The sequence below is a fragment of the Bradyrhizobium sp. UFLA05-108 genome (assembly GCF_059803455.1).
This window is the reverse complement of record NZ_JBANAZ010000028.1, coordinates 1-24,315: the sequence shown is the minus strand read 5'-3', so window position 1 is coordinate 24,315 and position 24,315 is coordinate 1. Positions and strand designations below refer to the sequence as shown.

Below are 24,315 nucleotides of genomic sequence, written 5' to 3'. Positions count from 1 at the left end.
CCTGGAACCCGCCGGGCCTATAGGTAACGCTGCACGAAGGAGCCGAACGAATGGGATTTTCAGACTATCGAACGGCGCTGGTGACGGGCGCGTCCTCGGGCATCGGGTCTGCGACGGTTCGCCGCCTGAGCGCCGAGGGGCTGGACGTCTATGCGGTGGCGCGCGATGCGGACCGGCTGACGGCCCTCTCGGCCGAGACCGGTTGCCACGCCTGCGCCGTTGACGTCAGCGACCTGGAAGCGCTGACGGCGCTGGCAAATTCGGCCGAATTCGACGTTCTCGTCAACAATGCCGGCCAGTCCCGGCGTGGCAATATCCTGGACACCACGCCTGACGATGTCGATGCCCTGATCGACGTCAATTTGCGCGCCGTCCTGCATCTGACGCGGCTGATCACGCCCGGTATGGCGAAGCGCGACCGTGGCCACATCGTCAACATCTCGTCGATCGCCGGCCATTATGCTTTCGGCGGGGGGAATACCGTGTACCACGCAACGAAGGCAGGCATCCATTCGCTCTCGCAGCAGCTTCGCGTCGATCTCTATGGCACCCGGGTCCGCGTGACCGAAGTTTCGCCAGCCCGCGTGGAGACGGAAGTCTTCGGACGGCTGCTGGGCGATCTTGCCGAGGCCAAGCGTCGCTTTTTCGACGACTACGACGCGCTGCAGCCCGAGGACATCGCCAATTCCATTGCTTTCGCGGTCGGCTCGCCCGCGCGCATGAACGTCGCATTCATGGAGGTGCTGCCGACCCAGCAGGTGGTTGGCGGCCTCAACTTCGCGCAGAGACATCGGCAGACCACGACCTGATGGTCGAGAGGCGCATATCGATACGCTAGACAGGGGCGATGACCGTGGACCTCGCTAAAATCGAGCAACTGGTCGATCTGGTCTCGCGATCGCGTATCGCGGAGCTGGAGCTGACGCAAGACGGGACGCGCGTCCGCATCCTGAAAGGCTCTGTGCCGCGCGAGGCGAATCCGGTCTCGCCTCGTGTCCCGCATGGATCAGACGGGATGCGCGTTCCCAGGCATGAGCCGGCCGTGCCCGATGCCGAAGAGATCGTCGTACCCGCGCCGATGCATGGCGTGTTTTATCGGGCTGCCGCGCCAAATGAGCCGCCGCTGGTGGAGATCGGCACCACCATCGAAGCAGGCCAGAAAATATGCATCATCGAAGCCATGAAGACCTTCATCGACGTCACCGCCGAGACATCCGGCGTCGTTCTGGCCGTTCTCGCCGAGGACGGTAACGAGATCGAAGCGGGACAGGCGCTGTTCCGGATCCGACCTGCAGGCCCATCCTGATGTTCGACAAGGTCCTGATCGCCAATCGCGGCGAGATCGCGCTTCGCATCCAGCGCGCCTGCCGGACGATGGGCCTCAAGACCGTCGTCATTCACTCCGAGGCGGACCGGAATGCGCGATACGTTGCGCTCGCAGATGAAGCGCTCTGCATCGGACCGGCCGCGGCGAGCAGCACCTATCTGAATTCTGCAGCGATCCTGCTCGCGGCGGAAGTTACCGGCGCGCAGGCGGTTCATCCGGGCTACGGATTTCTGTCGGAAAGCGCTGATTTCGCCGACAAGGTCGCACAGGCCGGCCTCACCTTCATCGGCCCACCGGCAGACTGTATCCGGATCATGGGCGACAAGGTCGCGGCCAAACGAGCCATGCGGATGGCCGGCGTTCCTTGCGTGCCTGGCCCGGACAGCGCCTTGCCCGACGATCCGGTCGGGGTACGCGCCATCGCACGGGAGATCGGATATCCCGTCATCATCAAGGCCGCAGGCGGCGGTGGCGGGCGCGGCATGCGGATCGTGCGCGCCGAGCATGAACTCGCTGACGCGCTCGCGCTGACGCGCGCCGAAGCGAGCCAGGCCTTCAAGAACGCCGCCGTTTACATCGAGAAATTCCTCGAAAAGCCGCGCCATATCGAAATTCAGGTCCTGTGCGATCAGCACAATAACCATCTTTGGCTCGGGGACCGCGACTGCTCGCTCCAGCGCAGGAACCAGAAGGTCGTCGAGGAGGCCCCCGCCCCCGGCATCGACCGCGCGCTCGTCGAACGAGTCGGAGAGAGCTGTGTCGAAGCCTGTCGGCGGATCGGCTACCGCGGCGCAGGCACCTTCGAATTCCTCTATGAAGACGGGCAGTTCTTCTTCATCGAGATGAACACGCGCGTGCAGGTCGAGCACCCCGTTACCGAGATGACCACGGGCATCGACATCGTCAGGGAGCAGGTCCGCATTGCACGCGGCGAGCCGGTGCTGATCTCGCAGGCGGATATCGCGCGGCGCGGTCATGCCGTGGAATTTCGCATCAACGCGGAAGACCCGATCACCTTTGCACCTTCACCAGGCGCGGTGACGCGCTGGGATGTTCCCGGCGGCATCGGCATCCGTGTCGACTCGCACATCGTCACCGGCGCCGATGTTCCGCGTCATTATGACTCGTTGATCGGCAAGCTCATCGCCCATGGCGCTACCCGCGACGAAGCACTGGCACGCGCACGCGTCGCGCTTTCCGAGCTACGCGCCGAGGGCGTTCGAACCAATGTTCCGCTGCATCAGGCTATTCTGTCAGATCCAACGTTCTGCCGGGGTGGTTACGACATCCATCATCTGGAGCATTGGATGGCTGAGCGGAGAGCCGCGAAATGACGGCTCGCGATCGACCACGGATCAGCCTGCTCGGCACGTCAGCTCTTCTTTTCGAGGCGCCCGGCACGTTCGACCTGCCGCACCAGCAACGCATCTGGGCGCTCGCCGCGGCGGCTTCGAAGTGGCCGGGAATCCGCGAAGCCATCCCGGGCATCACCAATCTGATGCTGACCTTCGAAACACCTCCCCGCGAACTGGACTCTCTGATCGCCGCCCTCAACGACGGATGGGACGAAGCGAAGGAGTTTGCGATCGGCGGTCGCGAGATCAGGCTGCCCGTCACCTATGGCGGAGAGATCGGATCGTCACTCCAGGCCGTTGCCGAACACTCCGGGCTGTCCGTTGACGACGTGGTATCGATCCATGCTGCGCCTCTCTACACCGTGTTCGCGCTGGGAAGTCATCCCGGCTATTGCTACCTCGGCGGCATGGACCCTCGCATAACGATGCCGCGCCGTCAGACGCCGCTGCAACGTTCCGCCGGCGGCTCGGTGTCCATCGGTGGATCGCAGACCGGGGTCTCCGCTTCACCGGGCCCCAGTGGTTGGCATGCCATCGGACACACGACCTGGACGTTCTTCGATTCATCCTGGCCGACGCCGGCCGCGCTCGCGCCGGGCGACACCATCCGCTTCGAGATCGAACGGGTGATCCGTTGATCGAGATCATGTCAGTCCTCGGCCCGACCAGTGTCCAGGACCTCGGCCGCTTCGACCAATATCGGTTCGGGGTCGGCACCTCGGGCGCGATGGACGACATCGCCTTGCGCGCCGGCAATATCCTGCTTGGCAATGAGGAGAACGCCGCGGGCATTGAGATCCCGATGACACCGTTCAAGCTCCGTTTCTCCCAGAGCATGGCTTTTGCGCTCACGGGCGCCGAGGTCGAAGCCCAGATCGGAGGACGAATGATCCCGCCCTGGTGGCGGTCGCAGGCACGCGCCGGCGACGTTCTCACCCTCAAGGCGATGCCTCGTGGCGCACGATGCTATCTGACCGTCAGTGGTGGTATCGACGTGCCAGTGGTCTTGGGATCACGGAGCACCCAATTCCGCGGTGAGTTCGGCGGCCTTCACGGGCGACCTCTCCAGCCGGGGGATATGCTGCCATGCGCCGAGCCCAGCCCGGCAACGGGCATCGGCGAACTCGGGATCGAACCGGCCGACATCGCCCTCGCCCGGCCGGATGCGCAGGACGATATCCCGGTCAGGGTCGTGATCGCCGGCGAATACGATGCGTTCGACGGCGCCACGCAGGACCTGTTTTGGCGCAGCAGTTGGAAGATCACGCCGCAGAGCAACCGCTACGGTTACCGCCTGCAAGGTCCCGCCGTGAAACCGATCTCACCGATCGAAAAACGGTCGCACGGCATCGTCCCGGGCGTCATCCAGATCCCGCCCAATGGACAGCCGATCATCCAGATGCGCGATGCGCAGACTTCCGGCGGCTACCCGAAAATCGCAACCGTGATCAAGGCTGATCTTTGGCGCGTCGGGCAGGCAAGGCTCGGCAGTAGACTGCGCTTCGAGCAAACGGCCTATCCGGATGCGCTTGCTGCCGAGACCGATATGTCAGCCTATCTTGACCGGCTCAGGACCAACGTTCGACTTCTCGAGGAGCTTCGCAGATGCCGATAGATGCATCCCACATCGAACGTCTGGCCAGGCTCCTGGAGATATACGGCGTCGCCTCCATCGAGATCGAAGACAAGGACCAGTCGTTGAAACTCGTCGTGGAGACTGGCGGGTCTTCGCCGGCGCCGGTCGCAGCATCCAGCCCTCATGAGGATCCGCACGTCGTCGCGACGGCTGATATCGCGGGGCATTTCCTCGCCGGGCATCCCTGGCAGACAAAGCCGTTCGTCGAATCGGGCCAACGGATCGAGGCCGGCGCGATCGTCGGCCTCGTCAAGGTTGGCCTGATCTATGCGCCGGTTCTTTCTCCGGCCGAGGGTATCCTCGATGCTGTCCTCGCCGAGACGGGCGCGATGGTCGGCTACGGAACGCCCATCGCCAGAATTCGCCCCTTTGTCGAGGCCAGCTCGACCTGAGCGAGGGCCCGCGAGGTCCCGCGCAGCTAGTTGACCAGCACCGCCGCCGGGGCGACCTCGCCGCCGCCCTGCTCCACCACACGCCGCACCGTGGCCGCGAGATCGACGGAGCCGGGAGTGTCGCTGTGAATGAGAATCGAGCGCGCCTCGACCTTGATCGATTTGCCTTCGATCGTCTTCACCGTGCCGCTGTCCAAAAACCTCTGAACCCGCTCCGCCACTGCCTCCGACGAGGTGATGACCGAATTGGGCAGCTTGCGGGACACGAGATGGGCGTTCTCGTCGTAGGCACGATCGGCAAGAAAGAGCGTCAGCACCCGCAGGCCGACCTTGCGGGCGGCATGTACGATCGCGGCGTCGGGCTGCGAGAACACGATGAAGTCACGATCGATGGTTGCGATTGCGCGGGCGACGACGGCGGCCATATCCGGATCGGCGTTCACCATGTTGCCCATCGCTGCATGGAAGCTGACATGGGTCACGCGATGGCCGGCATTGGCCGCGATGCCCTGGAGTGCACCGATCTGATAGACCATATGCTTCTCGAGCTCGGCCGCATCCATCTGGATCACGCGGCGGCCAAATCCGAGCAGATCCGGCAGACCCGGATGCGCGCCGACTTCAACCCCCTTGGTCTTTGCCATGCGGACCGTGCGATCCATGATGATGGGGTCGCCGGCATGGAAGCCGCACGCCACGTTGGCGGAGGAGACGATTCCCATGAGCGCCTCGTCGTCACAAATGCGATAGTTGCCGAAGCCTTCGCCCATGTCCGAGTTGATGCCGATTTTCATGTTTGAACCATCCTTCTTGATTGTTGCTTAGTTCCACTCAAAGAGCTCGATAAAGATCGGCCGTCGCGCGCACCCTGCCGATGTACTCGTTGACGGGAGCCATGGCGGCAACGGCATCCTGGTAGCTGATCTCGCTGAATGCGATGAATGATCCCGACCGCGCCTGGCCGAGGCGCCACAGATCGGCCTGGATCACCGCGGCCATCTTCGGATACCCCCCCGCCGTGTTGGCGTCGCTCATCTGGATGATCGGCTCACCGCCCGGCGGCACCTGTACGACGCCGGCCACCACGCCATGCGAACGCATCTCGACCGGTGCAGCCAATGTCAGCTTCGCTCCGCTGAGCCGATACCCGCCGCGATCACTCTGCGCGCTGATCTTCCATCTTGTCGACCAGAACATCGCCTGCATCTCCTCGGAAAACAGGTCGTGCTCTCCAGCGCGGATGACGCGCACCCGCAGAACGCGATCCTCCCGCGGATCGGACTCCGCGATAGCGATCTCGGGTGGCTCGGCACCAAACTCGACGCGCCCCGAGGAGTCCCGCCGCGGATTTCCGATCGGCACGACGTCGCCCGACTGCAAGGCACGCCCGTCCAATCCGCCGAATCCCGCGCGAAGATGCGTGCTCCGTGAGCCAAGCACCGGTGGAACGTCGATACCACCTTCGAGCGAGACGTAGACGCGGGCACCGCGTTTGGGCGAGCCGATCGTGAGGACATCTCCTGCTCTCGCCCGCATCCGCCACCAGGGCGGAACGGCTCGCTGCCCCAGCCTCGCATCACAATCAGCTCCAGTGAGCGCAAATGAGATGTCCGCATTGAAACGCAGGCGGAAGGGAAACGTCTGCACCTCGATGCCCGCGGCGTCACCATCGTTGCCGAGAAGCGCGTTGCCGGCTTCGAGAGCGACCGGGTCCATGGCGCCGGACGTACTCACACCGAAGCGGCGCACGCCGCGGCGACCACGGTCCTGGATCGTGTTGAACGCGTGGCTGGTCAGGATTTCGATCACAGTTCGATCCGATCGATTCTGAACTTGACGCGATCGCCCGGTGCCATCAGCGACGGCTGTGTCTTGTGGGGATCGAACATCGCGATCTCGGCCCAGCCGATCGCGTTCCAGCCGTTCGGGCTCGTGAGCACCGCAACGCCGGTCTGCATCCCGCCGATCGTCACCGAGCCCGCGCGCATGTTGAGCGAGGGGACCGATTTGCGCGGCATGAAGATGCGGGGATCGAGGCCGTGGAGATAACCGAATCCCGGGGAGCTAGCGATCGCACAGACGGTATACTCACCCTCACTGTGGATCCTGATCACTTCCTGCGCCGACAATCCCGAGCGCGCCACCACCGCCGGCAGGTCGAAGCCAAGCTCGCCGCCGTAGACGACGGGAATCTCGATCAGCTTGCCGTCCGCATTACGCGGGCTCAAACGATGCCAGAGCTCGATAATATCTGCTGCAAGCGCGCCGATGTCGTTCGGCGGCTGCACAAACGTGAGCATGACGTTGGTCACGCCAACGACGGCTTCTTCGACATTGGGCCAGGACGAAAGTACATCGGCAAGCGACCAGATGCGGCCCTGCTGAACAAGGTCGAACTCCCCCGGCGCCTCCACCAGCATGGCCAGTGTGCCGATCAAGCTGATCTTTGGGTCCTTCTCGAGCACGCCGATGAAGGGAGAAACGCGGTGGGTGATCGACAAACAGCGCTCCGGAGATCGACGCGCGGCCTCGTGGCCGCTACGCCCAAATCTAGATGACCCGCGCGAGCCGAACCAACACGTTGTCGCTCTGCGGGTATAGGGGATATTGATTGCTGGCGAGATGTCCTGCCGCCTGCACCGGGGCGCACGCCGGCGAGCGCATGAGTTGCGCTCGCTATCCGGTTTGATGATCCGCGGGCTTGCGACCCCGAATTTTAGTGCCGCGCAATGACGTGATTGCTCGGTGCGTTCCATCGCGCAACGACCTGCTGCCCTACCGCGTAGCGGAGCTCCGATTGCTGCGACTGGTTCTGCTCGAATACAATCAGTTGCTCACCGCTCGCCGTCTTCAGATAATAGTGACTGACGAAGCCGCGATAGACGACCTGATCGATCCGCGCAGCCACACTGTTTGGCCGATCCGCCGCACCAACCTGATCGGCTCCCTCGACGATGATCGCTTCCGGCCTGATCGAGACCATCACGTCCGCGGCAGAAGCCGGTACCTGATCGACCTGGAGCTTCAGATCCTGCGACACGCGAATGATCGCGCCATTTCCGTTGCGCTGCTCGACCTTGCCCTCGAACAGGTTGGAGGCACCGATGAACTTCGCGACGAATTTGGAGGCTGGCCGCTGATAGATCTCGGTCGCCGAGCCGACCTGCTCGAGCTTGCCGTCCCGCATGACGACGATCTTGTCAGCCATCGTCAGGGCTTCGTCCTGGTCGTGCGTCACCATGATCGTGGTCAGGCCCAGTCGCCGCTGAAGGGCTCGCAATTCGACCTGCATGCTTTCGCGAAGCCCCTTGTCGAGCGCACCCAACGGCTCATCGAGCAGCAGCATCGCAGGCTCGATCACCAGCGCTCGCCCAAGCGCAACGCGCTGTTGCTGGCCACCCGAGAGCTGGGTCGGATATCGCTTCCCGAAGTTCGAAAGCTGGACAAGGCTCAGCGCCGCGGCGACCTTCTTGGCGGCCTCCGCCTTGGCGATCCCTCGCATCTGCAGGCCGAATGCGATGTTCTCCTCGATCGTCATGTGCGGAAACAACGCGTAGTTCTGGAACAGCATCCCGATGTTGCGCCGATGCACCGGCACATCGGTGATCTTCGCGTTGTTCACCAGGACATCACCGGATGTCGGGCGGATCAACCCAGCGATCATGCGAAGGCAGGTCGTTTTCCCGCATCCGCTTGGACCGAGCAGGGCCACCATGTGACCCGGCTCGATCGTCAGAGACACCTCATCGACCGCGACGACGCGGTTGTATTCCTTGCTGAGACGTTCAAGCCTGACTTCGGAGGACCTCATGATTATCCGCCTTAGCTTGTGAAGACCTGGTTGTAACGCTCCAGCCAGGGGCCGCGGCGCGGCACGATGAAATTCCAATCCGGCGTGAAGAGCCCGAGATCGGTCGCCTTGGTATCCGGATATGCGAGGAACTTCGCCGTCTCCGGCTTGAAGTCGATGCCGCTGACCGAGGGCGCACTCAGCGTCTGCTCAGAGAGCATCTTGGCAACCGACGGCTCGAGAATGCGGTTGATGAGTGCTGCTCCCAGTTCCGGCTCGGGCGCATTCTTGACCACCGTCATGCTGTTGATGCCCGTGAACGCGCCTTCCTTGGGGAAGGTCATGTCGAGGGGCATTCCCTTCGCCGTATGCGGGTAAATGGCCTTCGAATACTCGATGCCGCCGATCGTCGCCTGTCCCTGGGCGACCTGGAGGACCTGCGCCTCGCTGTCATAGATCGTCAGCACGTTCGGCTTCAGTGTCGCCAGCTTGTCCCAACCCTGATCGACCAGATACTGGGCTTCCTTGAACGGCTTGCCCGTCACGAGCGATGTCGCGGCGATGAGCATCAGCACGCTTTGGGTGTTTTTCGGCGTGTTCAGCAGAATCTGCTTGCGATACTTCGCATCGAAGATCTGTTCATAGCTCTCGATTGGTTTCGTCACCTGCGGGTTGATGAACAGGGCCGCACTCGAGATGGAGAACCCGACGCCGTAGCCATCCTCGAAGATGTAGCGCGGATACACCTTCGCGAGATTGGGAATCTTGGCAGGATCGAGCTTGTCGATCAAACCCTCCTGCTTCGCCTGCGGGATGCCGACATCATCCATCATCATGACGCTGTATCGCGGCGTATCGCGCGTCGCGCGGAGTGCAGCGATGTTGGAGAGGGTCGCTCCTTCAATCGTAAAGACGCGACACTTGAACTCCGCCTCGAACTTGGGAATGACTTCCTTCTGGATCAGCTTACCCAGGGCGGAGTTGTAGACGCCGACATGAAGCTGCTTGGCGTCCTGTGACCACGCCCGGCTGATGATCGTCGGGAAAGCAACCGCGGATGCACCGGCCTTGATGAGATTTCTACGCGTCAGTCTCATGGTCCAATCTCCATCTACGAAGTAAAAATCAGGCGGCCAGCGCGCGGCGAAGACCTACCAGCTTCTCCAGAAGCAGGACGCCGACCATCGCCATTAGGATGATGATCGTCGACATCGCTGGCACGGAAGGATCAAACACGTTGACGAGCTGCCGCATCAGCACGAGCGGCACCGGCGAGTACTCGGAATTGGCGAGCCACATCGTGACCGGGTAATTGTCGAAGGACACCATGAAGGCGAACAGACCTCCGGCGGCAACCCCGGATGCGATCTGCGGCAGCGTCACACGCCAGAAAGTCCACAGCCGGTTCGCACCAAGCGTCCGAGCCGCATCTTCCAGGTTCTCGTCCACCAGCTGAAGGCTGGTGACCACGGTCCGGATGACGTACGGCGAGGTCACGACAACGTGCCCGATCAGCAGGTTCAGCCTCGCATCCTGCGAGCCGAGCTTGGTGAGGACCTGGAGCAGCGCGAGGCCCGTCACCAGGGCGGGGAAAATCAATGGCGAGAGCAGGAAGCCCTTGATGGCCGCCAGGCCAAAGAAATTTCCGCGTACCAGCGCAAACGACGCCGGCACACCGAGCAGCAGCGAGCCCGCCGTCGTGCCGAGCGCCAGCAGGATGCTCAGCCGCATCGCCTCCAGGAAGTCTCGATCCCCGAGGACCTTGAAGTACCATTTCAGCGTAAAACCCTGAGGCGGAAACGTCACGAAATAGGAGTCGGAAACCGACACCGCCATAACGAGAAGCAGCGGCGCCATGATGAAGACCATCATCGCGGTCGTGATCGCATAGAGCACAAAGGCACCAAAGCCGGAAAAATGCTCGTCCATCAGGTCGGCCTCCGGAGACGGCGGCCCTCGAGAAGCCACATCGAGAAACCATTGACCGCGAAAACGACACCCACCAGGACCACAGCGATCGCCGCACCAAACGGCCAGTCGTACACGACGAAAATCTGCTGCTCGATCAGATTGCCCAGCATGATCGCGGACGCCCCTCCCAGGATGGCAGGGATGACGAAGGAGCCCGCCGTCAGCGAGAACACCAGGGTGAAGCCCGCCACGAAACCGGGCATGCTCAACGGCAACGTCACCCGCAGGAAGACTTTCCACCAGGGCGCACCGAGAACGCGGGCCGCATCCTCCAGATTGCGATCGATCTTGCCGAGCGCGGATGCCAGCGGCAGGACCATCATCGGGAAGAACACATGCAACGATCCGATGACCACGGCTTTCTCGGTATAGAGGACCGATACCGGCCCATCGACGATGTGCAGCGTCATCAGGATCCAGTTCAACATCCCCTTCGGGCCGTTCGCCAGGATCAACTGCCACCCGTAGCCACGCACGACGACGCTGACGACCAGCGGCGCGATGACGATGAGCGTGATAATTCGCGTAACGAGGGGGCGGCTCTTCACCATGACCAGCGCAACCGGATAGGCCAATACGGTCGCAAGAGCAGACGTGATCAGGCTGATCCTGAGCGTCGTCCAGAACACGCGCGCATAGAGCTCGACATCGATGAGCCTTGCGTAGTGCGCGAGCGTGAAGGGAGGCCCGATAATTCCCTGGCTGTTCTGCGTCTGTATGCTCGAGAACAGCAGCCTGATTGCGGGATAGAAGAAGAAGTAGGCCAGGAAGACCATCATCGGGAGCGCGAGCAGCCCGGCGGGCAAGCTCAGGCGCCACCGCGATCCCTGTCGGGCCTCTGGTTGGGCACTTACAACAGCCACCGCATCGTCGCTGGTCATTGCTGGCCGTCCCCGACTGCGCGATCCCAAGATCTACCCCTCTTTAAGCAAAGCTTAGACGCCGACATCCGATAGGACCAAGATTGTCTCCATTTAGGGGCATTGCAAACGGTTATGACAATGGGTGTGGCAGCCTGTGCCTGAACTTCAGTCATCGGGCCGCCCCTTACCTACCTCCCGTCAGCGCAAGCCTTCGCAGAAGCTCGCAATGCGCCGGCATCCCTCCTTCAGCGTTTCGATATCGGTCGCATAGGAAATCCGGAAATACGGGCTCATTCCGTAGGCTCCGCCGTGAACGGCGGCGACGTATTGCTCCTCCAGAAGGGCCGAAATGAAGTCGGCATCGGTGTCCAGCCGCCGCCCTCCCTTGGACGTCTTGCCGATGCAACCGGCGATGTTCGGGAACACGTAAAATGCACCCTGCGGCTTGTGGCAGGTGATGCCGGGGATCTGATTGAGGAGCGAGACCACCAGATCGCGCCTGTCGCGATAGATATCGGCCCGCTCCTTCAGATAACCCTGAGGACCGTCCAGAACAGCCACGGCGGCCGCCTGGCTGAGCGTGCAGATGCCGCCCGTCGCCTGACCGTGGACATTGTTCATGGCGGCAATCAAGCTTTTGGGGCCGCCGCAATAGCCGACGCGCCATCCCGTCATGGCGTAGGCCTTGGACGCGCCGTTCACCGTTACGACGCGATCCTTCAGCCTGGGCTCGACCTCCGCAATCGTGCAGAACTCGAAACCGTCATAGGTGAGGTGCTCATAGATGTCGTCGGTGAGGATCCAGACGTCGGGATGCCCGAGCATGACGTCCGCGATCGCGCGCATCTCGGCGCGCGAGCAGGCGGCGCCGGTCGGATTGTTCGGGAAGTTCAGGATCAGCCACTTCGTCTTGGGTGTGATCGCAGCCTCGAGATCCGCCGGCCGCAGCTTGAACTGGTTGTTCTCCGGGCACGGCACCGAAACTGGCGTCGCCTCGGCGAGGAGAACGATGTCCGCGTAGGTGATCCAGCCTGGCGCCGGAATGACCACCTCGTCGCCGGGATTGCAGGTGGCGAACAGCGCGTTGAAGATGATCTGCTTGCCCCCGTTGGCGATCAGGATTTCATCGAGGGCATAATCGAGATTGTTCTCACGCTTGAACTTGCGCTGGACCGCGGTTCTCAGGGCCACCGTCCCCGGCATCGCCGGGTATTTGGTATCCCCTGCCAGGGCCGCCCGATGCGCGGCGTCGATGGCATGCGGAGGCGTCGGGAAATCGGGCTCGCCGGATGACAGGCTGACGATCTTGACGCCCGCATCGCGCAGCTCACGCGCCTTATCCGTCATCGCCGCCGAGGCGGACACTTTTACGGTTTTGAGGCGGTTCGCAAGTTCAGGCATCGTCAGCTCCGTTTCTTGATCTCTGTCTGTTGCGCGACCTCTGTCCGCCGCGCAAATCGCAGGTCACCTACGACCTGAAATGTTGGAATGACCTCGAGCATCGCGACGTTCATGCGCATCGGCGATCCCACGGCGAACGCGATCGCGTCCGCAATGTCCTCGGGTTGAAGCGTCTCGAAGGCGCCGACAAAGCGATCATTCCCGTCGCCGCCGACGTCCGGGTTCTGGAAAATGCCGGTCGCGACCCGGCCCGGCGACACCTCGGTGACGCGAACCCGGCTGCCGAAGAGGTCCACGCGCAATTGCTGCGACAGCGAATGGATGCCGGCCTTGGTCGCGTGATAGGCGACGGACGAATTGAACGTCGTCGCGTTCTCGCCGAATGCATAGTGGCCGGCAATGGAGGAGATGTTCACGACGTGCCCACGGTCACGCTTGGCCATGCCCGGCACGATCAGCCGCGTAAGATGGAGGACCGCCCGCAAATTCACGTCCACGAGCGTGTCGACATCCTCAGGGGCGGTATCCAGAATATTGCTGCGTCGGGACTGGCCGGCGTTGTTGACGAGCACATCGAACTCGGCCGAGCCTGCCAGTTCCGTCAGCGCGCCCAGATCGTTCACGTCAACCGCACAGGCGCGGCACCCGGTCTCCGCCGACAAGGTCGCCAACCGTCCCGCGTCCCTGCCGGTCGCATAAACCTCGAGGCCCTCTGCGCTCAAGCGGCGAACCGTCGCAGCCCCGATTCCCGAGGACGCACCCGTCACCAATGCCGTTCGAAAGTCCGCAAATCCCATCCGCATGGCTCTCTTGCGATCAAGCGGAGCGGCGGAACACTACGTTCACATAAATGGGCACGGATAGAACGGATTCGGTCTGCCCTCATAAGCATGGCCGATAGCTCCGCCAAGCGATCCCATAAGCGTCACCGATACAGGCAGAGTGAATTGCTCTTACTCGCTTCCGGCCACGTCCCCCTACATTCGCTACGGTCCTTTTTGGCTCACCCTTGAGAGAGAAACGTACATGCTGGAGGTCAATAACCGGATCGTCATGGTTTCGGGCGCCTCGCGCGGCATCGGACGCGCCGTGGTCGATCGACTGCTGGCATCGGGTTTCCGAGTCTCGGCGGGAGTTCGTAATCCGAGCGCCCTGCAGGAGAGTCCGAGGCTCATGACGCACCGTTACGACGCTGACGACGCCGAGAGCCCCAAGGCATGGGTCAAGGCAACGCTCGCGCGATGGGGCGGCGTGGACGCCATCGTCAACGCAGCCGGCATCAATCCGAAGGTCCGCGTCTCCGACGAGGGTGAAGACGAATTGGAAGACATGTGGCGGATCAACGTCAAAGGCCCGCTCCGTGTCATCAGGGCCGCCCTGCCCCATCTGGCAGTTTGCGGCCACGGGCGAGTGGTCAACCTCGGCTCGCTCGCCGGCAAGCGCGTGGGAAGTAACGTCGGTTACGCCATGACCAAATTCGCCGTGGTCGCGCTCACGCACGGCATCCGCCGCGAGGGTCGCGCTGCAGGAATCCGGGCGACCGTCATATGCCCCGGCTATGTCGCCACCGACATGACGCTGAACGATGACGAGATTCCCCGCCACGAGATGAGTCAGCCCGGCGACATCGCACGACTGGTTGAGACCGTTCTCATGCTGCCGAACAACGCTTCGGTCTCCGAGCTGCTGGTGCACTGCCAGTTCGAGCCGATGTTGTAGCTATCGGGTTGCACGACCGTCGGTAACCTGCCGCAGCGAGCAGAGGCGTCTGGCGCACCGGGACATCCACCGGCTGACGGGCCTCCGCAAAAAACTCGAAAACAACCCCATGCAAAGTAGCCGGCAATCCCGAACACGGATCGCTACGATTTTTCCGAAATTGATTGACACGTCGGGCAAATCACCGGCATGATGCCATCATCGCAGACTGGCGCGCGGGGCCCGGTCGCCAAGCTGCTTCACACGATCCGGCACTTGCGAGACGGCTTCGAACCTGGCGACGCGCTGGTCCAGGCGCCATAGCTCGATGCGATAGAAGCTCACGAGCGCCTGCGCCTGACGCTTGGCATCCTCCTCCCCGTCGCAGACGAGGTTGATGCAACCGAAGACATGGCCGTCGGGGTTAATCTGAAACGCCCGGTAATGTTTCATGATCTGCCCTCTCCTTGCCAGCGCTTGCGGACGGCCGGGGCGGTCAACCAATCGGTCAGACTGGAAGCCACTTCGTCCTGCTTCGCACGGCGCAGCAACATCTCCCGCTCCTTGCCGGCCGGAAGACGGCGGGCATGTTGGCGGGCCTGTTCGGCTGATATCTGCAAACGCTCCTGGAGCGAATGCGTCTGTTTGGTTCGATTGCGTTTGGCGGTCATTTTCTGCGTTCACGGATGATCTGGCTTGAAGGGAGTCGGCCCCCGGCCGGAGGCTCAGAGCGCCGGGGCCGATCACCTGCCGCACCGGGGCGGCCCGGGCGGGCAGCCTTCGCAGCTTCGGAGCGGAACTGAGTTCCAGCATTTCCATAGGTTAAGCAAATGCGATCGTTGCGCGCAGGCTGACAAACGCTGCATCGCAGCACGCTAGATCACCACGGCCTCGCGCGCCGCACTCTGGACGGTCGCGAACGGCTCGACTGGTGCGTGACAGCTAGCGTTAGAAGCTACTTACTGCGATAGAGCTGCAGATAGCCCGGCGAGTACAGCGCGGCGTCCTTGAGTGCATCGAGATCGGTGATGGTCAGTGTTCGCTCGCGCAGTACGATCAGGCCGTTGGCGCGCAATTCCTGCACGGTGCGATTGAGATGGACCACCGACAGGCCGGTGGCATCGGCCAGATCCATCTGGGTTACCGGCATGATACAGGAATTGCCGTCGACCATTCCAACCGGGCGCAGCCGCTCGAAAATCTCGCAGAACAGATGCGCCACGCGTTCCAGCGCGACACGGCGGCCGAGATTGATGGCCCATTCGCGCTGGATGGCGCTGTTCACGAGCGTCTCACACCAGAACGCTTCCGCGAGCGAACGGTCGCTAGCGACAAGGCTCTCGAAGCGCGTGCGCTTGATTTCGGTATAGACGACCGGCGTCAGCGTCGCGATCGAGTGATCCATCACCGTCAGCAGGTACGCATGCGCGTCGCAGGTCTCGCCAGGGAAGATGAAGTTGACGATCTGGCGCCGGCCGTCCTCGAGCGTCTTGTAACGGCAGAGCCATCCCGACAGCACGATACGGACGCTGTCGACGGAATCGCCCTCCGAGATCAGATCCTCGCCCGATCCGGCGCGCTGCATCCCTTCGAGAGCGGCGTGCTCAAGCGAAGCGGAGGCTTGGGCCGACAACGGCCGCAGCGCATTCAGCCTGCGGACGACCGGATCAGTCACGCTTCGATCTAGAGTGGACACGGGCATCAACTAGCGCTCCCCCCGGCCATATGGAACGTGCGTTTGCTCAAAGGAATGGTGATCGTGCATTGCAGTCCTGAAGCGCTGAACGCCATCGTCGTCTGCCCCTTGAACTCGAACGCCAGCGTGCGCTCGAGAAGCTCCGTGCCAAAGCCCTTTCGCGGCGGCGGTGTGACCTGCGGCCCGCCCCGCTCGCGCCATTCGAAGACCAGCTCCGCCGGGTCGGTGGACTCATCGAGGCGCCAGGCGATCTCGATCCGCCCCGTGGGCCGGCTCAAAGCGCCGTATTTCAACGCGTTGGTCGCGAGCTCGTGGACGGCGAGTGCGAAGGTCTCGGCGGCCTTCGGCTGGAGACGCACCTTCGGGCCGGAGACCCGCACCTGCTCGCCTTCCCTGGCATTATAGGCCAGGAGCTCCTCGACGACGAGATATTCAAGATCGACGCCGCCCCCCGGATCGCGGGTCACCAGCGCCTGGGTGCGTGCGAAGGCGTTGAGCCGGCCGTCCAAGTGAGAGGCGTATTCCTCGACGGTAGAGCTCGTTTCCGCCGATCGACGGGCGATCGAGCGCACGACGCCGAGCGTGTTGCGGACGCGATGCTGCAGCTCGGCGAGCAGCAGGCGTTGCCGCTCCTCCGCGCGCGTGATCGCGGTGACGTCGATGAAGGTGATGACGACGCCGGCGATGAAATTGTCGATGCTGCGATAAGGCAGGATGCGCACGATGTAGCGCGTGCCACTATCCGGCGCGGTCAGCTCGCGCTCGGCGCTGGCCAGCGTTCGCAGCACCCGGCGTACGTCGTCATAGAGCTCCTCGATGGGGATACGCGCCTTGATGTGGGCGATCGGGCGGCCGACGTCGGTTTCCACCAGATGCAGGACCTGTGTGATCGCGGGCGTGAAATTCATCACCCGCAAATCGTTGTCGAGGAACACGGTTGCGATCTGCGTGCTCTCGAGGAAATTCTTCAGGTCGCTGGTAGCGCGTGTCAGCTCCTGCACGCGGTGCGCCAGCTCGCCATTGACGGTGGTCAGCTCCTCGTTGACCGACTGCAATTCCTCGCGCGAGGTCTCGAGCTCCTCATTGGCCGATTGCAGCTCCTCGTTGAGCGACTGATATTCCTCGTTCGAGGATTTCAGCTCCTCGTTGGTGCTCTCGAGCTCCTCGATGGTCGCCTGCAACCGCTCCCGCGTTGCCCGCAGCTCGCTTTCCAGACGCTCGACATGCTCGGTACGCACCAGCACATTGGGGTTGCTCTGGTTGGTATCGATCACCCGGACCGGGCCGTCCTTGAACAGGACGAGGAAGTTGCGATGGCCGCCGGCGCCGTCCTGGATCGGCTCGACGGTGATGTCGACGAGCACGCGGTGGCCGTTCAGCCCGAGTTGCACCTGCTCGGCATGGGCTGCCTCATTGGTCTCAGCGGCGCTGCTGAGCGCCGTGCGCAATTCGAGCCTGAGATCGCGGTGCACGAGCTGGAGCAGGTCGAGCGTGGCGGCGCCCGCGGTCGGCTCGATGTAGCGGCCGGTGCGCCCTGAAAAATGCAGGATCTGGAAATTGTCGTCGGTGATGACGTAGGCCGGCGCGTAGCGCTCGGCGATCCGCTGCGCGCGGCGCTCCAGACCCACATCTGGTCCGAACGAACGCACCGGCGGCACCTCGACCGGCGCCCTGCCCGCCGCCGTCGTGATCGGAAATTCCGGTGGCAGCCGCGTTCCGGTCTCGAGCTTCTTGAAGATGCGGGCACGGCGGTCGACCGGAGCGAACAGCTTTGGATGCCGTGTCACGTTCTCGGAATTGCCGAGAAAGAGGTAGCGGTCCGGCAACAGCGCGAAATGGAACAGCGGGATCACCCGGTTCTGCAGTTCGGCATTGAGATAGATGAGGAGGTTGCGGCAGGAGACGAGATCGAGCTTGGAGAACGGCGCGTCCTTGATGACGTTGTGCTGCGAGAAGATGCACATCTCGCGCAATTCCTTCACCACGCAATAGGTATCGCCTTCGCGCACGAACCAGCGCGCGAGGCGTTCGTTTTTCATATCCGCCTCGATACTGGTGCGGTAGCGGCCGACCCGCGCAGTGGCGAGCGCGCGCCCGTCGATGTCGGTTGCGAAGATCTGGACCTGTGGTGCGGAATCGAGCCGCGCCATGTGCTCGCGCAAGAGGATACCGATCGAATAGGCCTCCTCGCCGGTGGCGCAGCCGAGCACCCAGATTCGAACCTGCTGGCCCGCGCCCTTGCCTTCGAACATCTTCGGAATGATCTGGGTCTCCAGTACCTCGAACTCGCGCTTGTCGCGGAAGAACTCGGTGACGCCGATCAGAAGATCGTTGAAGAGGTGTTGGGCCTCGTCCTTATCGTTCCGCAGGAAATCGACATAGCCGGGAATCTCGTCGATCTGGACCACCTGCATGCGCCGCTGCACGCGACGCAGGAAGGTGTTCTGCTTGTACCCATGGAAATCGTTGCCGGTCTTGTTGCGCAGGATGTCGGCGATGCGCGAGAGCGAGGTTGCAGCCGCGGCCAGCACCTCGTCGAAGCCCTGCTTCTCCTCGAGGCGCCGCAGGTGACGGGCATAGACCTGGATGTGTTCGGGGATATCCTCGGGCGGCAGCACGTAGTCGGCGATGGCCGCGGGTGTGTTGCCGTCGAGCATATGCTCGGGCTCGGGACTCACGGCCTTCTCGGCGATGGCGAGACCGCCGTGGTCCTTGAGCGTCGCGGTGCCGAGCGTTCCGTCGCCGCCGGTGCCGGCGAGGATCACGCCAATCGACTGCTCGGCGCGCTCTTCGGCGAGCGACACCAGGAAACTGTCGATCGTGGCTCGCTCGCCGGGTGCTTGCTCGGCCTTGCGAATCGCAAATCGGTCGCCGTGGATGGTGGTGATCATCGCCGGCGGGCACAGGTAGATCGTGCCCCCCTCGATCGCTTCGGCCTCCCCGATGTCGGCGACCTTGGCGCCATTGGATCCCCGCACGATCTCGCGCAACCGGGCCTCGTCGAAGGCCTCGTGATGCTGAAGCGCCAGGACGATGGCCTGGTCGGCCGCCACGGTGAGCTTGGCAAAGAAACGTTCGATGCTGTCCAGGGCGCCGGGCGACGCGCCGACCCCGATGATCAGCGGGGCCTTGACCTGACGCTCTCCCTCGACCGACTGGTCGCCGACTTCATTCATGGCTCTGCTGGCTCTCATTGGCTGGCCGGGAGCAACCGGCGCCCGGCCTCTGCAAATAGCAGAAACCCATGTTACCCCAACAGATCAAAGGCAGAAATGGTCCCGCGCGCCTCCGCCCAGGGCGTTGTCATGCCCGGCGCAAACGGCCATAGCCGTGCCGTGCCGCCGGAACCCGCGATGCAATTTTCCGAAGAGCTCGCAGCCCTGATCAAGCGGGCCGAGGGCGCCACGGCAGCCGCCCACCGCTTGTTCGACGAGAACGACCGCTGGCGCCAGAGTGTCGTGCGGCAGTTCGACTACATGTTCGAGATCGGCGCCGAGTTCAGGAGACCGCCCCTCAGCTGGACGCAGGCGGCTCCGGATCGACTTGCTGCTGAAGATAGATGACGCGCTGCTCGATCAGGGTGCGGTGGCGCTCCCACTCGACCAGGGTCTGCTTGAGCAGGTCGACGAGGCGCTCGGCCTGACGCGTGTCGTGGCCACCGGCCACAAGATCGCGAACCCGCTCCTCCTGGTCGCGCACCCGCTGCCAGCCTTCCTCGATATCCTGATCGGCCTTGACGAGAAGTCGCTGCTCGGAATGGAGCTGCTCGGTACGCTCGGCAAGTGAGAGGGCCATGGCCACGCCTTCAGGCCTCCCGCTTGCGGGCCGGAGGATCGAGCGACTGTAGCACGACGCGCCGGATCAAGTCGGCATATTCGCGATATTCGACGGCGCGCGCGTCATACATCTCGGCGACTGCGGACCGGCCACTGCGCCTGCCGTCGGCGGCCATGCGCTGGACCAGTTCCGCTCGCTCCTCGATGATGCGCAGCGCGACGCGCAGGGCTTCGTCCACCCGCCCCTCCTGCTCCTTTGCAAGGACATCGGTGGTGTAGGCATGACCGACCTGGCAGCGGAAACGCATCGGACGCGCTGCCTTGACCTCGGACAGGACACCGCCACAGCCCGGGCAGGTCAGCGCGACGGGATCGGCAAGTGCAACAAGGCTGTCGCTGCCGATCCGGTCGCCGGCTGCAATCTCGACTTCGAGGCGGATGTCCGGCGGGATCGGCAATGTCGCCCCCGGAGGTTCCCTGACGAGATCGGACAGCACGTCGCCCATGGTTGCGCCGGGCACGCACAGATCGATGGTGCTCGCCTCCAAGGCACGCCGCGGCATCTCGTCGGAGATGGCGTCCAAGGGGTCCTGGACCACGGTCATCCCGCCGCAACGCTTGATGGCGTTGAGACCGGCTGCACCGTCGGACAGCAGGCCGCTCAGGAGCACGCCGATCACGCGAGGGCCATGATGCAGCGCTGCCGAGCGGAACAGGGCATCGATCGCCGGTCGTACCAGGTTCTCACGCGGACCGCGCCCGAGCAGCACATGATGTTCGGACAACAGCAGATGATGATCCGGCGCCGCCAGATAGACGTGACCGGTCTCGATTTTCATGCCGTTTTCGGCCTGCCGGACCGGCAGCTTGCCGGCGCCGCTTACGACCGTCGAGAGAATGCCTACGCCTTGCGCCGGTATGTGCAAGACGATGAATATGGCCGCCGGCAAGTCCGCCGGAAGGCGGCCCAAAATCTGCTTCAAGGGTGCGGTCGCCCCCGCCGAGCCCCCGATGACGATGATGTCGCGGTTGCTCATGGAACCCGCCTTCGATTACATCGTTTGGACCAAGGCGGCGGCCCGTTTTAGGTTCCTAACGGCCTGGAGCAGCGCTGGAGGCATCATGTCGGCATCGCCCACATCGTCCCGTCAACACATGCTTCTGGCGGGCCGGAGGATACTCGTCGTCGAGGACGAATATTTTCTCGCCGACGACATCGGCAAGACGCTCCGCGCGCTCGGCGCGGAGATCGCCGGGCCGGCCGGTCACATCGAGGACGCGATCGAGATTCTGCACGATGGCGGCGTTCTGGATGCCGCAGTGCTCGACGTGAACATTCGCAGCGACATGATCTTCCCCGTAGCCCGCGAGCTCAGATCGCGCCACGTGCCCTTCGTGTTCACGACGGGGTACGACAAAATCACCGTCATTTCAGAGTTCCAGGACGTGTTGCTCCTGGAGAAACCGATCGATCTGGCAGCAATGGCCCGGAAACTGACTGCGCTCATCAACGAGCGGAGGGGCTGACACTTAGCGACACGTGTTGCTTGCGGCGCTCATCGCAAAGATAAAGATAGAGGGAGATGCGATGATCTACACACCTGATTACGCGCTGGACTCAAGAGTCCTGGCGAATTCGCGCGAGCTGGTTCGCGAGGCGCTGGTACTCTTACGCGACAGCGATCACCTCGTCAGTGCGCTGCGCCTGCGTGAGGAGCTGGGGTGTCACGAACTCCCGCCGATGAAGGCTAGCGCCGGACGTAACGCCCGAGCGTCGCGCTCACGGCAAGTTGACAGCTAAAAGAGATGCGCGAAGGTGAGCCAGGCGGTGACCGCCAGGCACAGAACAACGGCGGCGTACGGCAGCGCGACGCGCAAGGTTGCCTCCGGGCCCATCAGCTCAGCATCATCCAGACAATCGCCCCCGTCATCACCAGAAAACCCGTGATGGCGGTCGCAACAAAGGCCTGTTCCACGCGGTCCATCGCCATGGCAGCCCCCTTTCCAGCCCAATCAGTGTGATTGGCTGCGACGCCTCGCGCATTAGGATATGTGAATCGGCTGCGCCTACTTGCTTCGGCTGCGCCTCAGAAGTTGCAGCGCTTCGGCGCTACGTCTTGGCTATTCTCGCCAGAATCTCGCCAGTTCCTCGGCCGTTACCAGATCCACCTGCCCATGGAAGCGAGTGCGATACATCGTCATGAGCGCATCGTGCCCGATATCCGAAGAACTGCACAAAGCGTCCTCCACGATGACGACCCTGAAACCGAGATCCACCGCACTCAGGACCGTCGACAAAACGCAAACGTCGGTTTCCGCACCGGTGACGACCACCGTGCCCACTCCTTTTTCGACCAGCAGGCCTGCCAGGGCGAGATTGCTGAATGCCGAATAGGCTGGCTTGTCGATCACCCGTGCCGGAGGGACGAACCGAGCCAGAGCCGGCACAAGGTCGAGGCCGAGCGGCGGAATCCGGGCGCGTGTCGCCTCCTTCCAGCGGCGAAAATAAGCCTGCCATTGCCCGGGACGATCTTCCGGGTCCTCAGGCGTGATGAAGCGCGAAAAGACGGTTCGCGTCTTGTAGCGCGAAGTGATCCCGGCGATCGCAGGCAGAACCCTCTCCATCCAGGGCGTTGCCCACAGCCCGCCGGGAGCGAAAATGTTCTGCATGTCGATGCAGAGGTGAACAGCATCCCGGATCTCGGCAATCTGCGACCTGTCGTCCCTCATCGTCCTGCACCCGTCAGCCTCTCGCGATTGCGTTGAACCGCAGATTGCGCTTCGCTCGCCGCGGCACCTGGATAACGCATCAGAGGCGGCGGAGTGGCGCGAGGATGGTCGGGACTGGCAGACCAAACCGGCCGGTGATCCGCTTAGCCTAAGAAAGCACAACACCCGTCAGTTCGCCCAACTTGGAGACGAGCCGGTCCTGGAATTCCGGATCGGTTGCCTCACCGGCCGGCTGCTCCTGCCGGAGGTGATGCCAGTAACGACCGCTGACCAAGGCGGCCGGTTCTTCGCTTGCGGCCAGCCAGGTCTGAGTCCGTTGCCCGGTATCGAGATCTACCGGCGCTCCCGAGCCGCCCATTCTTGTTCGCACCCAACCGGGATCGACGGCGTTGCTCAAGACCTGCGGCCAGCGCCGCGCCAGCGCGAAAGCCAGTGCGGCGACGTGCAGCTTGCTTTCGGCGTAGGCCCGTGCCGCATCCCAGGGCCGCTTCGTCCAGTCCAAATCGGCCAGCGAACCCTCCCCGCTGCGGTGCAGACCGCTGCTGAGGTACACTAGCCGTTCGGGGCGCTTGATCAGCGCCGTCAGCATGTACGGCGCTAGGGTGTTTATTGCGAGAGTGACGGCATGGCCGTCGGGCGTCGAGCCGCGACTTCGCTCCGAGTACACGCCGGCGTTATGGATCACCGCATCCATTCGTCCGATCGCGTTGACCTGATCTGCGATGTCTCGAGTCTCGGCCCCGCTGCGGAGATCGCCGATCACGACCGCTGCGCCCCGCGAGGCGAGATCGGCGACGGCCGCAGCTCGGCCGGCCGAGCGGGCGTGCAGCACAACTCGATGGCCGTCATCTAGAAGCGATTCCGCTGCCGCTCGACCCAACCCATCCGCGCTGCCGGTGATGAAAACGGTGGCCATGCCGCTCCTCTCGAGGTTCCTGCTCACACACTGATTGCTCGACAATCTTGGCTCGATCAAGAGGTTGGGAACACCGCGTAACCACGCCTTGCTATTTCGCGGCAAGCGAGCACCTTGGTGCATAGCGCGGTGTATCCGCGCGCCATGGCTCTAGGGGTTAGAAAGGCGGCAAGCTTGCTGGCCAATCCCGCATGAGCCCGTCGCAGCGGCGGGAGAAAACTTTATCCCAAGTTATGGCGGGAACTTATTCGGAGTGCGGAAGTGAGCCAGCTTCGACCTCCAATTGTAGCCTGAGACGGTCCCGCGGCCGGACGTAAGCACGCTTCCGCTTTTGTTGTGATCTCGCGCGCCTCACCAGGACGGTCATGCCCGTCAGTCTAACGACGGTGATCGACATGAAGAACCTGCGACCGCCGCATGGTCGTCAGAACTTCGTTGGCCCCTTTGGGGTCGCGCCCATGCCGATGCAACTCAGCGACTACCTCTTCTTGTCTGTCGTCCGGCAGGATCCCGCTCGCCTTCTCCAGCATGGCACTCAGCCTCAACATGGCGCTCAGCTTCCGCGCGATGCTGCGACGGCGTGGCTCGATGTCTCACAGCCAGTGCGCTGTGCCGATTTTCAGTCTGGAAATCTATCACGCCGTCGGAGTTAGGGAGTCCAGCAGGATTTGCTTGCCTTAAAGACCGGGAGGCAGAAGTGCTCAGATTGCTGATCAAGCTTGCCGTGCTAGCGACGTTGCTGACGGCCCTGATTGCTCCGCCCG

The 24,315-nt window shown here is 63.1% G+C and carries 26 protein-coding genes; 10 read left to right on the top strand and 16 right to left on the bottom strand.

Going from position 1 to position 24,315, the window contains the following annotated elements:
* Window positions 1-50: 50 nt before the first annotated feature.
* From SO140_RS21255 to SO140_RS21230, 6 genes are read left to right on the top strand one after another with little or no spacing between them, the layout of a single operon-like run.
* On the top strand, window positions 51-809 hold the full coding sequence (locus SO140_RS21255; protein WP_449381280.1) for an SDR family oxidoreductase: 759 nt from the start codon (window positions 51-53) through the stop codon (window positions 807-809).
* Window positions 810-853: 44 nt separating this feature from the next.
* Window positions 854-1,306: an acetyl-CoA carboxylase biotin carboxyl carrier protein gene (locus tag SO140_RS21250; protein ID WP_449381279.1), complete on the top strand. Its 453-nt coding sequence runs from the start codon at window positions 854-856 to the stop codon at window positions 1,304-1,306.
* A complete protein-coding gene (gene accC, locus SO140_RS21245; RefSeq protein ID WP_449381278.1) occupies window positions 1,306-2,661 on the top strand; it encodes an acetyl-CoA carboxylase biotin carboxylase subunit in 1,356 nt (451 codons plus the stop codon). Before SO140_RS21250 ends, accC begins: the two co-directional genes overlap by 1 nt.
* Complete coding sequence (pxpB, locus tag SO140_RS21240) at window positions 2,658-3,320, top strand: 5-oxoprolinase subunit PxpB (protein WP_449381277.1); 663 nt, start codon at window positions 2,658-2,660, stop codon at window positions 3,318-3,320. Before accC ends, pxpB (SO140_RS21240) begins: the two co-directional genes overlap by 4 nt.
* A gap of 8 nt (window positions 3,321-3,328) precedes the next feature.
* Window positions 3,329-4,297: a 5-oxoprolinase subunit C family protein gene (locus SO140_RS21235; RefSeq protein WP_449381276.1), complete on the top strand. Its 969-nt coding sequence runs from the start codon at window positions 3,329-3,331 to the stop codon at window positions 4,295-4,297.
* Window positions 4,288-4,710: an acetyl-CoA carboxylase biotin carboxyl carrier protein gene (locus SO140_RS21230; protein WP_449381275.1), complete on the top strand. Its 423-nt coding sequence runs from the start codon at window positions 4,288-4,290 to the stop codon at window positions 4,708-4,710. The genes SO140_RS21235 and SO140_RS21230 overlap by 10 nt, the downstream gene beginning before the upstream one ends.
* 26 nt (window positions 4,711-4,736) lie before the next feature.
* Here the strand turns inward: SO140_RS21230 and SO140_RS21225 are convergent, their stop codons facing one another.
* From SO140_RS21225 to SO140_RS21185, 9 genes are all read right to left on the bottom strand, one after another.
* The gene (locus SO140_RS21225; RefSeq protein WP_449381274.1) at window positions 4,737-5,504 is read right to left on the bottom strand and encodes a LamB/YcsF family protein; all 768 of its coding nucleotides are present in this window, start codon (window positions 5,502-5,504) and stop codon (window positions 4,737-4,739) included.
* A gap of 37 nt (window positions 5,505-5,541) precedes the next feature.
* Window positions 5,542-6,519, bottom strand: coding sequence for a 5-oxoprolinase subunit C family protein (locus SO140_RS21220; protein ID WP_449381273.1), 978 nt, complete (start codon window positions 6,517-6,519; stop codon window positions 5,542-5,544).
* Entirely contained in the window at window positions 6,516-7,211 is a 696-nt protein-coding gene (gene pxpB / locus SO140_RS21215) for a 5-oxoprolinase subunit PxpB (RefSeq protein WP_449381272.1), read from the bottom strand. The genes SO140_RS21220 and pxpB (SO140_RS21215) overlap by 4 nt, the downstream gene beginning before the upstream one ends.
* Window positions 7,212-7,426: 215 nt before the next feature.
* Window positions 7,427-8,521: an ABC transporter ATP-binding protein gene (locus tag SO140_RS21210; RefSeq protein WP_449381271.1), complete on the bottom strand. Its 1,095-nt coding sequence runs from the start codon at window positions 8,519-8,521 to the stop codon at window positions 7,427-7,429.
* A gap of 11 nt (window positions 8,522-8,532) precedes the next feature.
* Window positions 8,533-9,597: an extracellular solute-binding protein gene (locus SO140_RS21205; protein ID WP_449381270.1), complete on the bottom strand. Its 1,065-nt coding sequence runs from the start codon at window positions 9,595-9,597 to the stop codon at window positions 8,533-8,535.
* Window positions 9,598-9,625: 28 nt separating this feature from the next.
* Window positions 9,626-10,429, bottom strand: coding sequence for an ABC transporter permease (locus SO140_RS21200; protein ID WP_449381269.1), 804 nt, complete (start codon window positions 10,427-10,429; stop codon window positions 9,626-9,628).
* A complete protein-coding gene (locus SO140_RS21195; protein WP_474798970.1) occupies window positions 10,429-11,352 on the bottom strand; it encodes an ABC transporter permease in 924 nt (307 codons plus the stop codon). Before SO140_RS21195 ends, SO140_RS21200 begins: the two co-directional genes overlap by 1 nt.
* Window positions 11,353-11,532: 180 nt before the next feature.
* The gene (locus SO140_RS21190; RefSeq protein ID WP_449381267.1) at window positions 11,533-12,735 is read right to left on the bottom strand and encodes a pyridoxal phosphate-dependent aminotransferase; all 1,203 of its coding nucleotides are present in this window, start codon (window positions 12,733-12,735) and stop codon (window positions 11,533-11,535) included.
* Window positions 12,736-12,737: 2 nt separating this feature from the next.
* The gene (locus SO140_RS21185; protein WP_449381266.1) at window positions 12,738-13,532 is read right to left on the bottom strand and encodes an SDR family oxidoreductase; all 795 of its coding nucleotides are present in this window, start codon (window positions 13,530-13,532) and stop codon (window positions 12,738-12,740) included.
* Between the two features lie 229 nt (window positions 13,533-13,761).
* Here SO140_RS21185 and SO140_RS21180 point away from each other — a divergent pair, with 229 nt between their 5' ends.
* Entirely contained in the window at window positions 13,762-14,454 is a 693-nt protein-coding gene (locus SO140_RS21180) for an SDR family NAD(P)-dependent oxidoreductase (protein WP_449381265.1), read from the top strand.
* 198 nt (window positions 14,455-14,652) lie between these two features.
* Here SO140_RS21180 and SO140_RS21175 read toward each other — a convergent pair whose 3' ends face one another.
* The 4 genes from SO140_RS21175 to SO140_RS21160 form a co-directional block, all read right to left on the bottom strand.
* Window positions 14,653-14,886 (bottom strand): hypothetical protein, encoded by a 234-nt coding sequence (locus SO140_RS21175; RefSeq protein WP_449381264.1) that lies wholly within the window; start codon window positions 14,884-14,886, stop codon window positions 14,653-14,655.
* Window positions 14,883-15,104, bottom strand: coding sequence for a hypothetical protein (locus SO140_RS21170; RefSeq protein WP_449381263.1), 222 nt, complete (start codon window positions 15,102-15,104; stop codon window positions 14,883-14,885). Before SO140_RS21170 ends, SO140_RS21175 begins: the two co-directional genes overlap by 4 nt.
* Window positions 15,105-15,388: 284 nt before the next feature.
* Window positions 15,389-16,135, bottom strand: a complete 747-nt coding sequence (locus SO140_RS21165) for a Crp/Fnr family transcriptional regulator (RefSeq protein WP_449381262.1) — start codon at window positions 16,133-16,135, stop codon at window positions 15,389-15,391.
* Complete coding sequence (locus SO140_RS21160; protein ID WP_474798974.1) at window positions 16,135-19,305, bottom strand: CheR family methyltransferase; 3,171 nt, start codon at window positions 19,303-19,305, stop codon at window positions 16,135-16,137. Before SO140_RS21160 ends, SO140_RS21165 begins: the two co-directional genes overlap by 1 nt.
* Window positions 19,306-19,482: 177 nt before the next feature.
* Here SO140_RS21160 and SO140_RS21155 point away from each other — a divergent pair, with 177 nt between their 5' ends.
* Both SO140_RS21155 and SO140_RS21150 read left to right on the top strand, forming a co-directional pair.
* Window positions 19,483-19,692: a hypothetical protein gene (locus SO140_RS21155; protein ID WP_449381260.1), complete on the top strand. Its 210-nt coding sequence runs from the start codon at window positions 19,483-19,485 to the stop codon at window positions 19,690-19,692.
* Window positions 19,673-19,915: a hypothetical protein gene (locus SO140_RS21150; protein WP_449381259.1), complete on the top strand. Its 243-nt coding sequence runs from the start codon at window positions 19,673-19,675 to the stop codon at window positions 19,913-19,915. Before SO140_RS21155 ends, SO140_RS21150 begins: the two co-directional genes overlap by 20 nt.
* Window positions 19,916-19,934: 19 nt before the next feature.
* Here SO140_RS21150 and SO140_RS21145 read toward each other — a convergent pair whose 3' ends face one another.
* Entirely contained in the window at window positions 19,935-20,942 is a 1,008-nt protein-coding gene (locus SO140_RS21145; RefSeq protein ID WP_449381258.1) for a chemotaxis protein CheB, read from the bottom strand.
* On the opposite strand from SO140_RS21145, the gene SO140_RS21140 reads away from it, so the two are divergent.
* The gene (locus tag SO140_RS21140; protein WP_449381257.1) at window positions 20,917-21,432 is read left to right on the top strand and encodes a response regulator; all 516 of its coding nucleotides are present in this window, start codon (window positions 20,917-20,919) and stop codon (window positions 21,430-21,432) included. The two genes, SO140_RS21145 and SO140_RS21140, sit on opposite strands and share 26 nt — an antisense overlap.
* Before the next feature lie 594 nt (window positions 21,433-22,026).
* Here SO140_RS21140 and SO140_RS21135 read toward each other — a convergent pair.
* Window positions 22,027-22,635, bottom strand: a complete 609-nt coding sequence (locus SO140_RS21135) for a cysteine hydrolase family protein (RefSeq protein ID WP_449381256.1) — start codon at window positions 22,633-22,635, stop codon at window positions 22,027-22,029.
* Window positions 22,636-22,783: 148 nt separating this feature from the next.
* Window positions 22,784-23,551, bottom strand: a complete 768-nt coding sequence (locus SO140_RS21130) for an SDR family NAD(P)-dependent oxidoreductase (RefSeq protein WP_449381255.1) — start codon at window positions 23,549-23,551, stop codon at window positions 22,784-22,786.
* Between the last annotated feature and the right edge of the window lie 764 nt (window positions 23,552-24,315).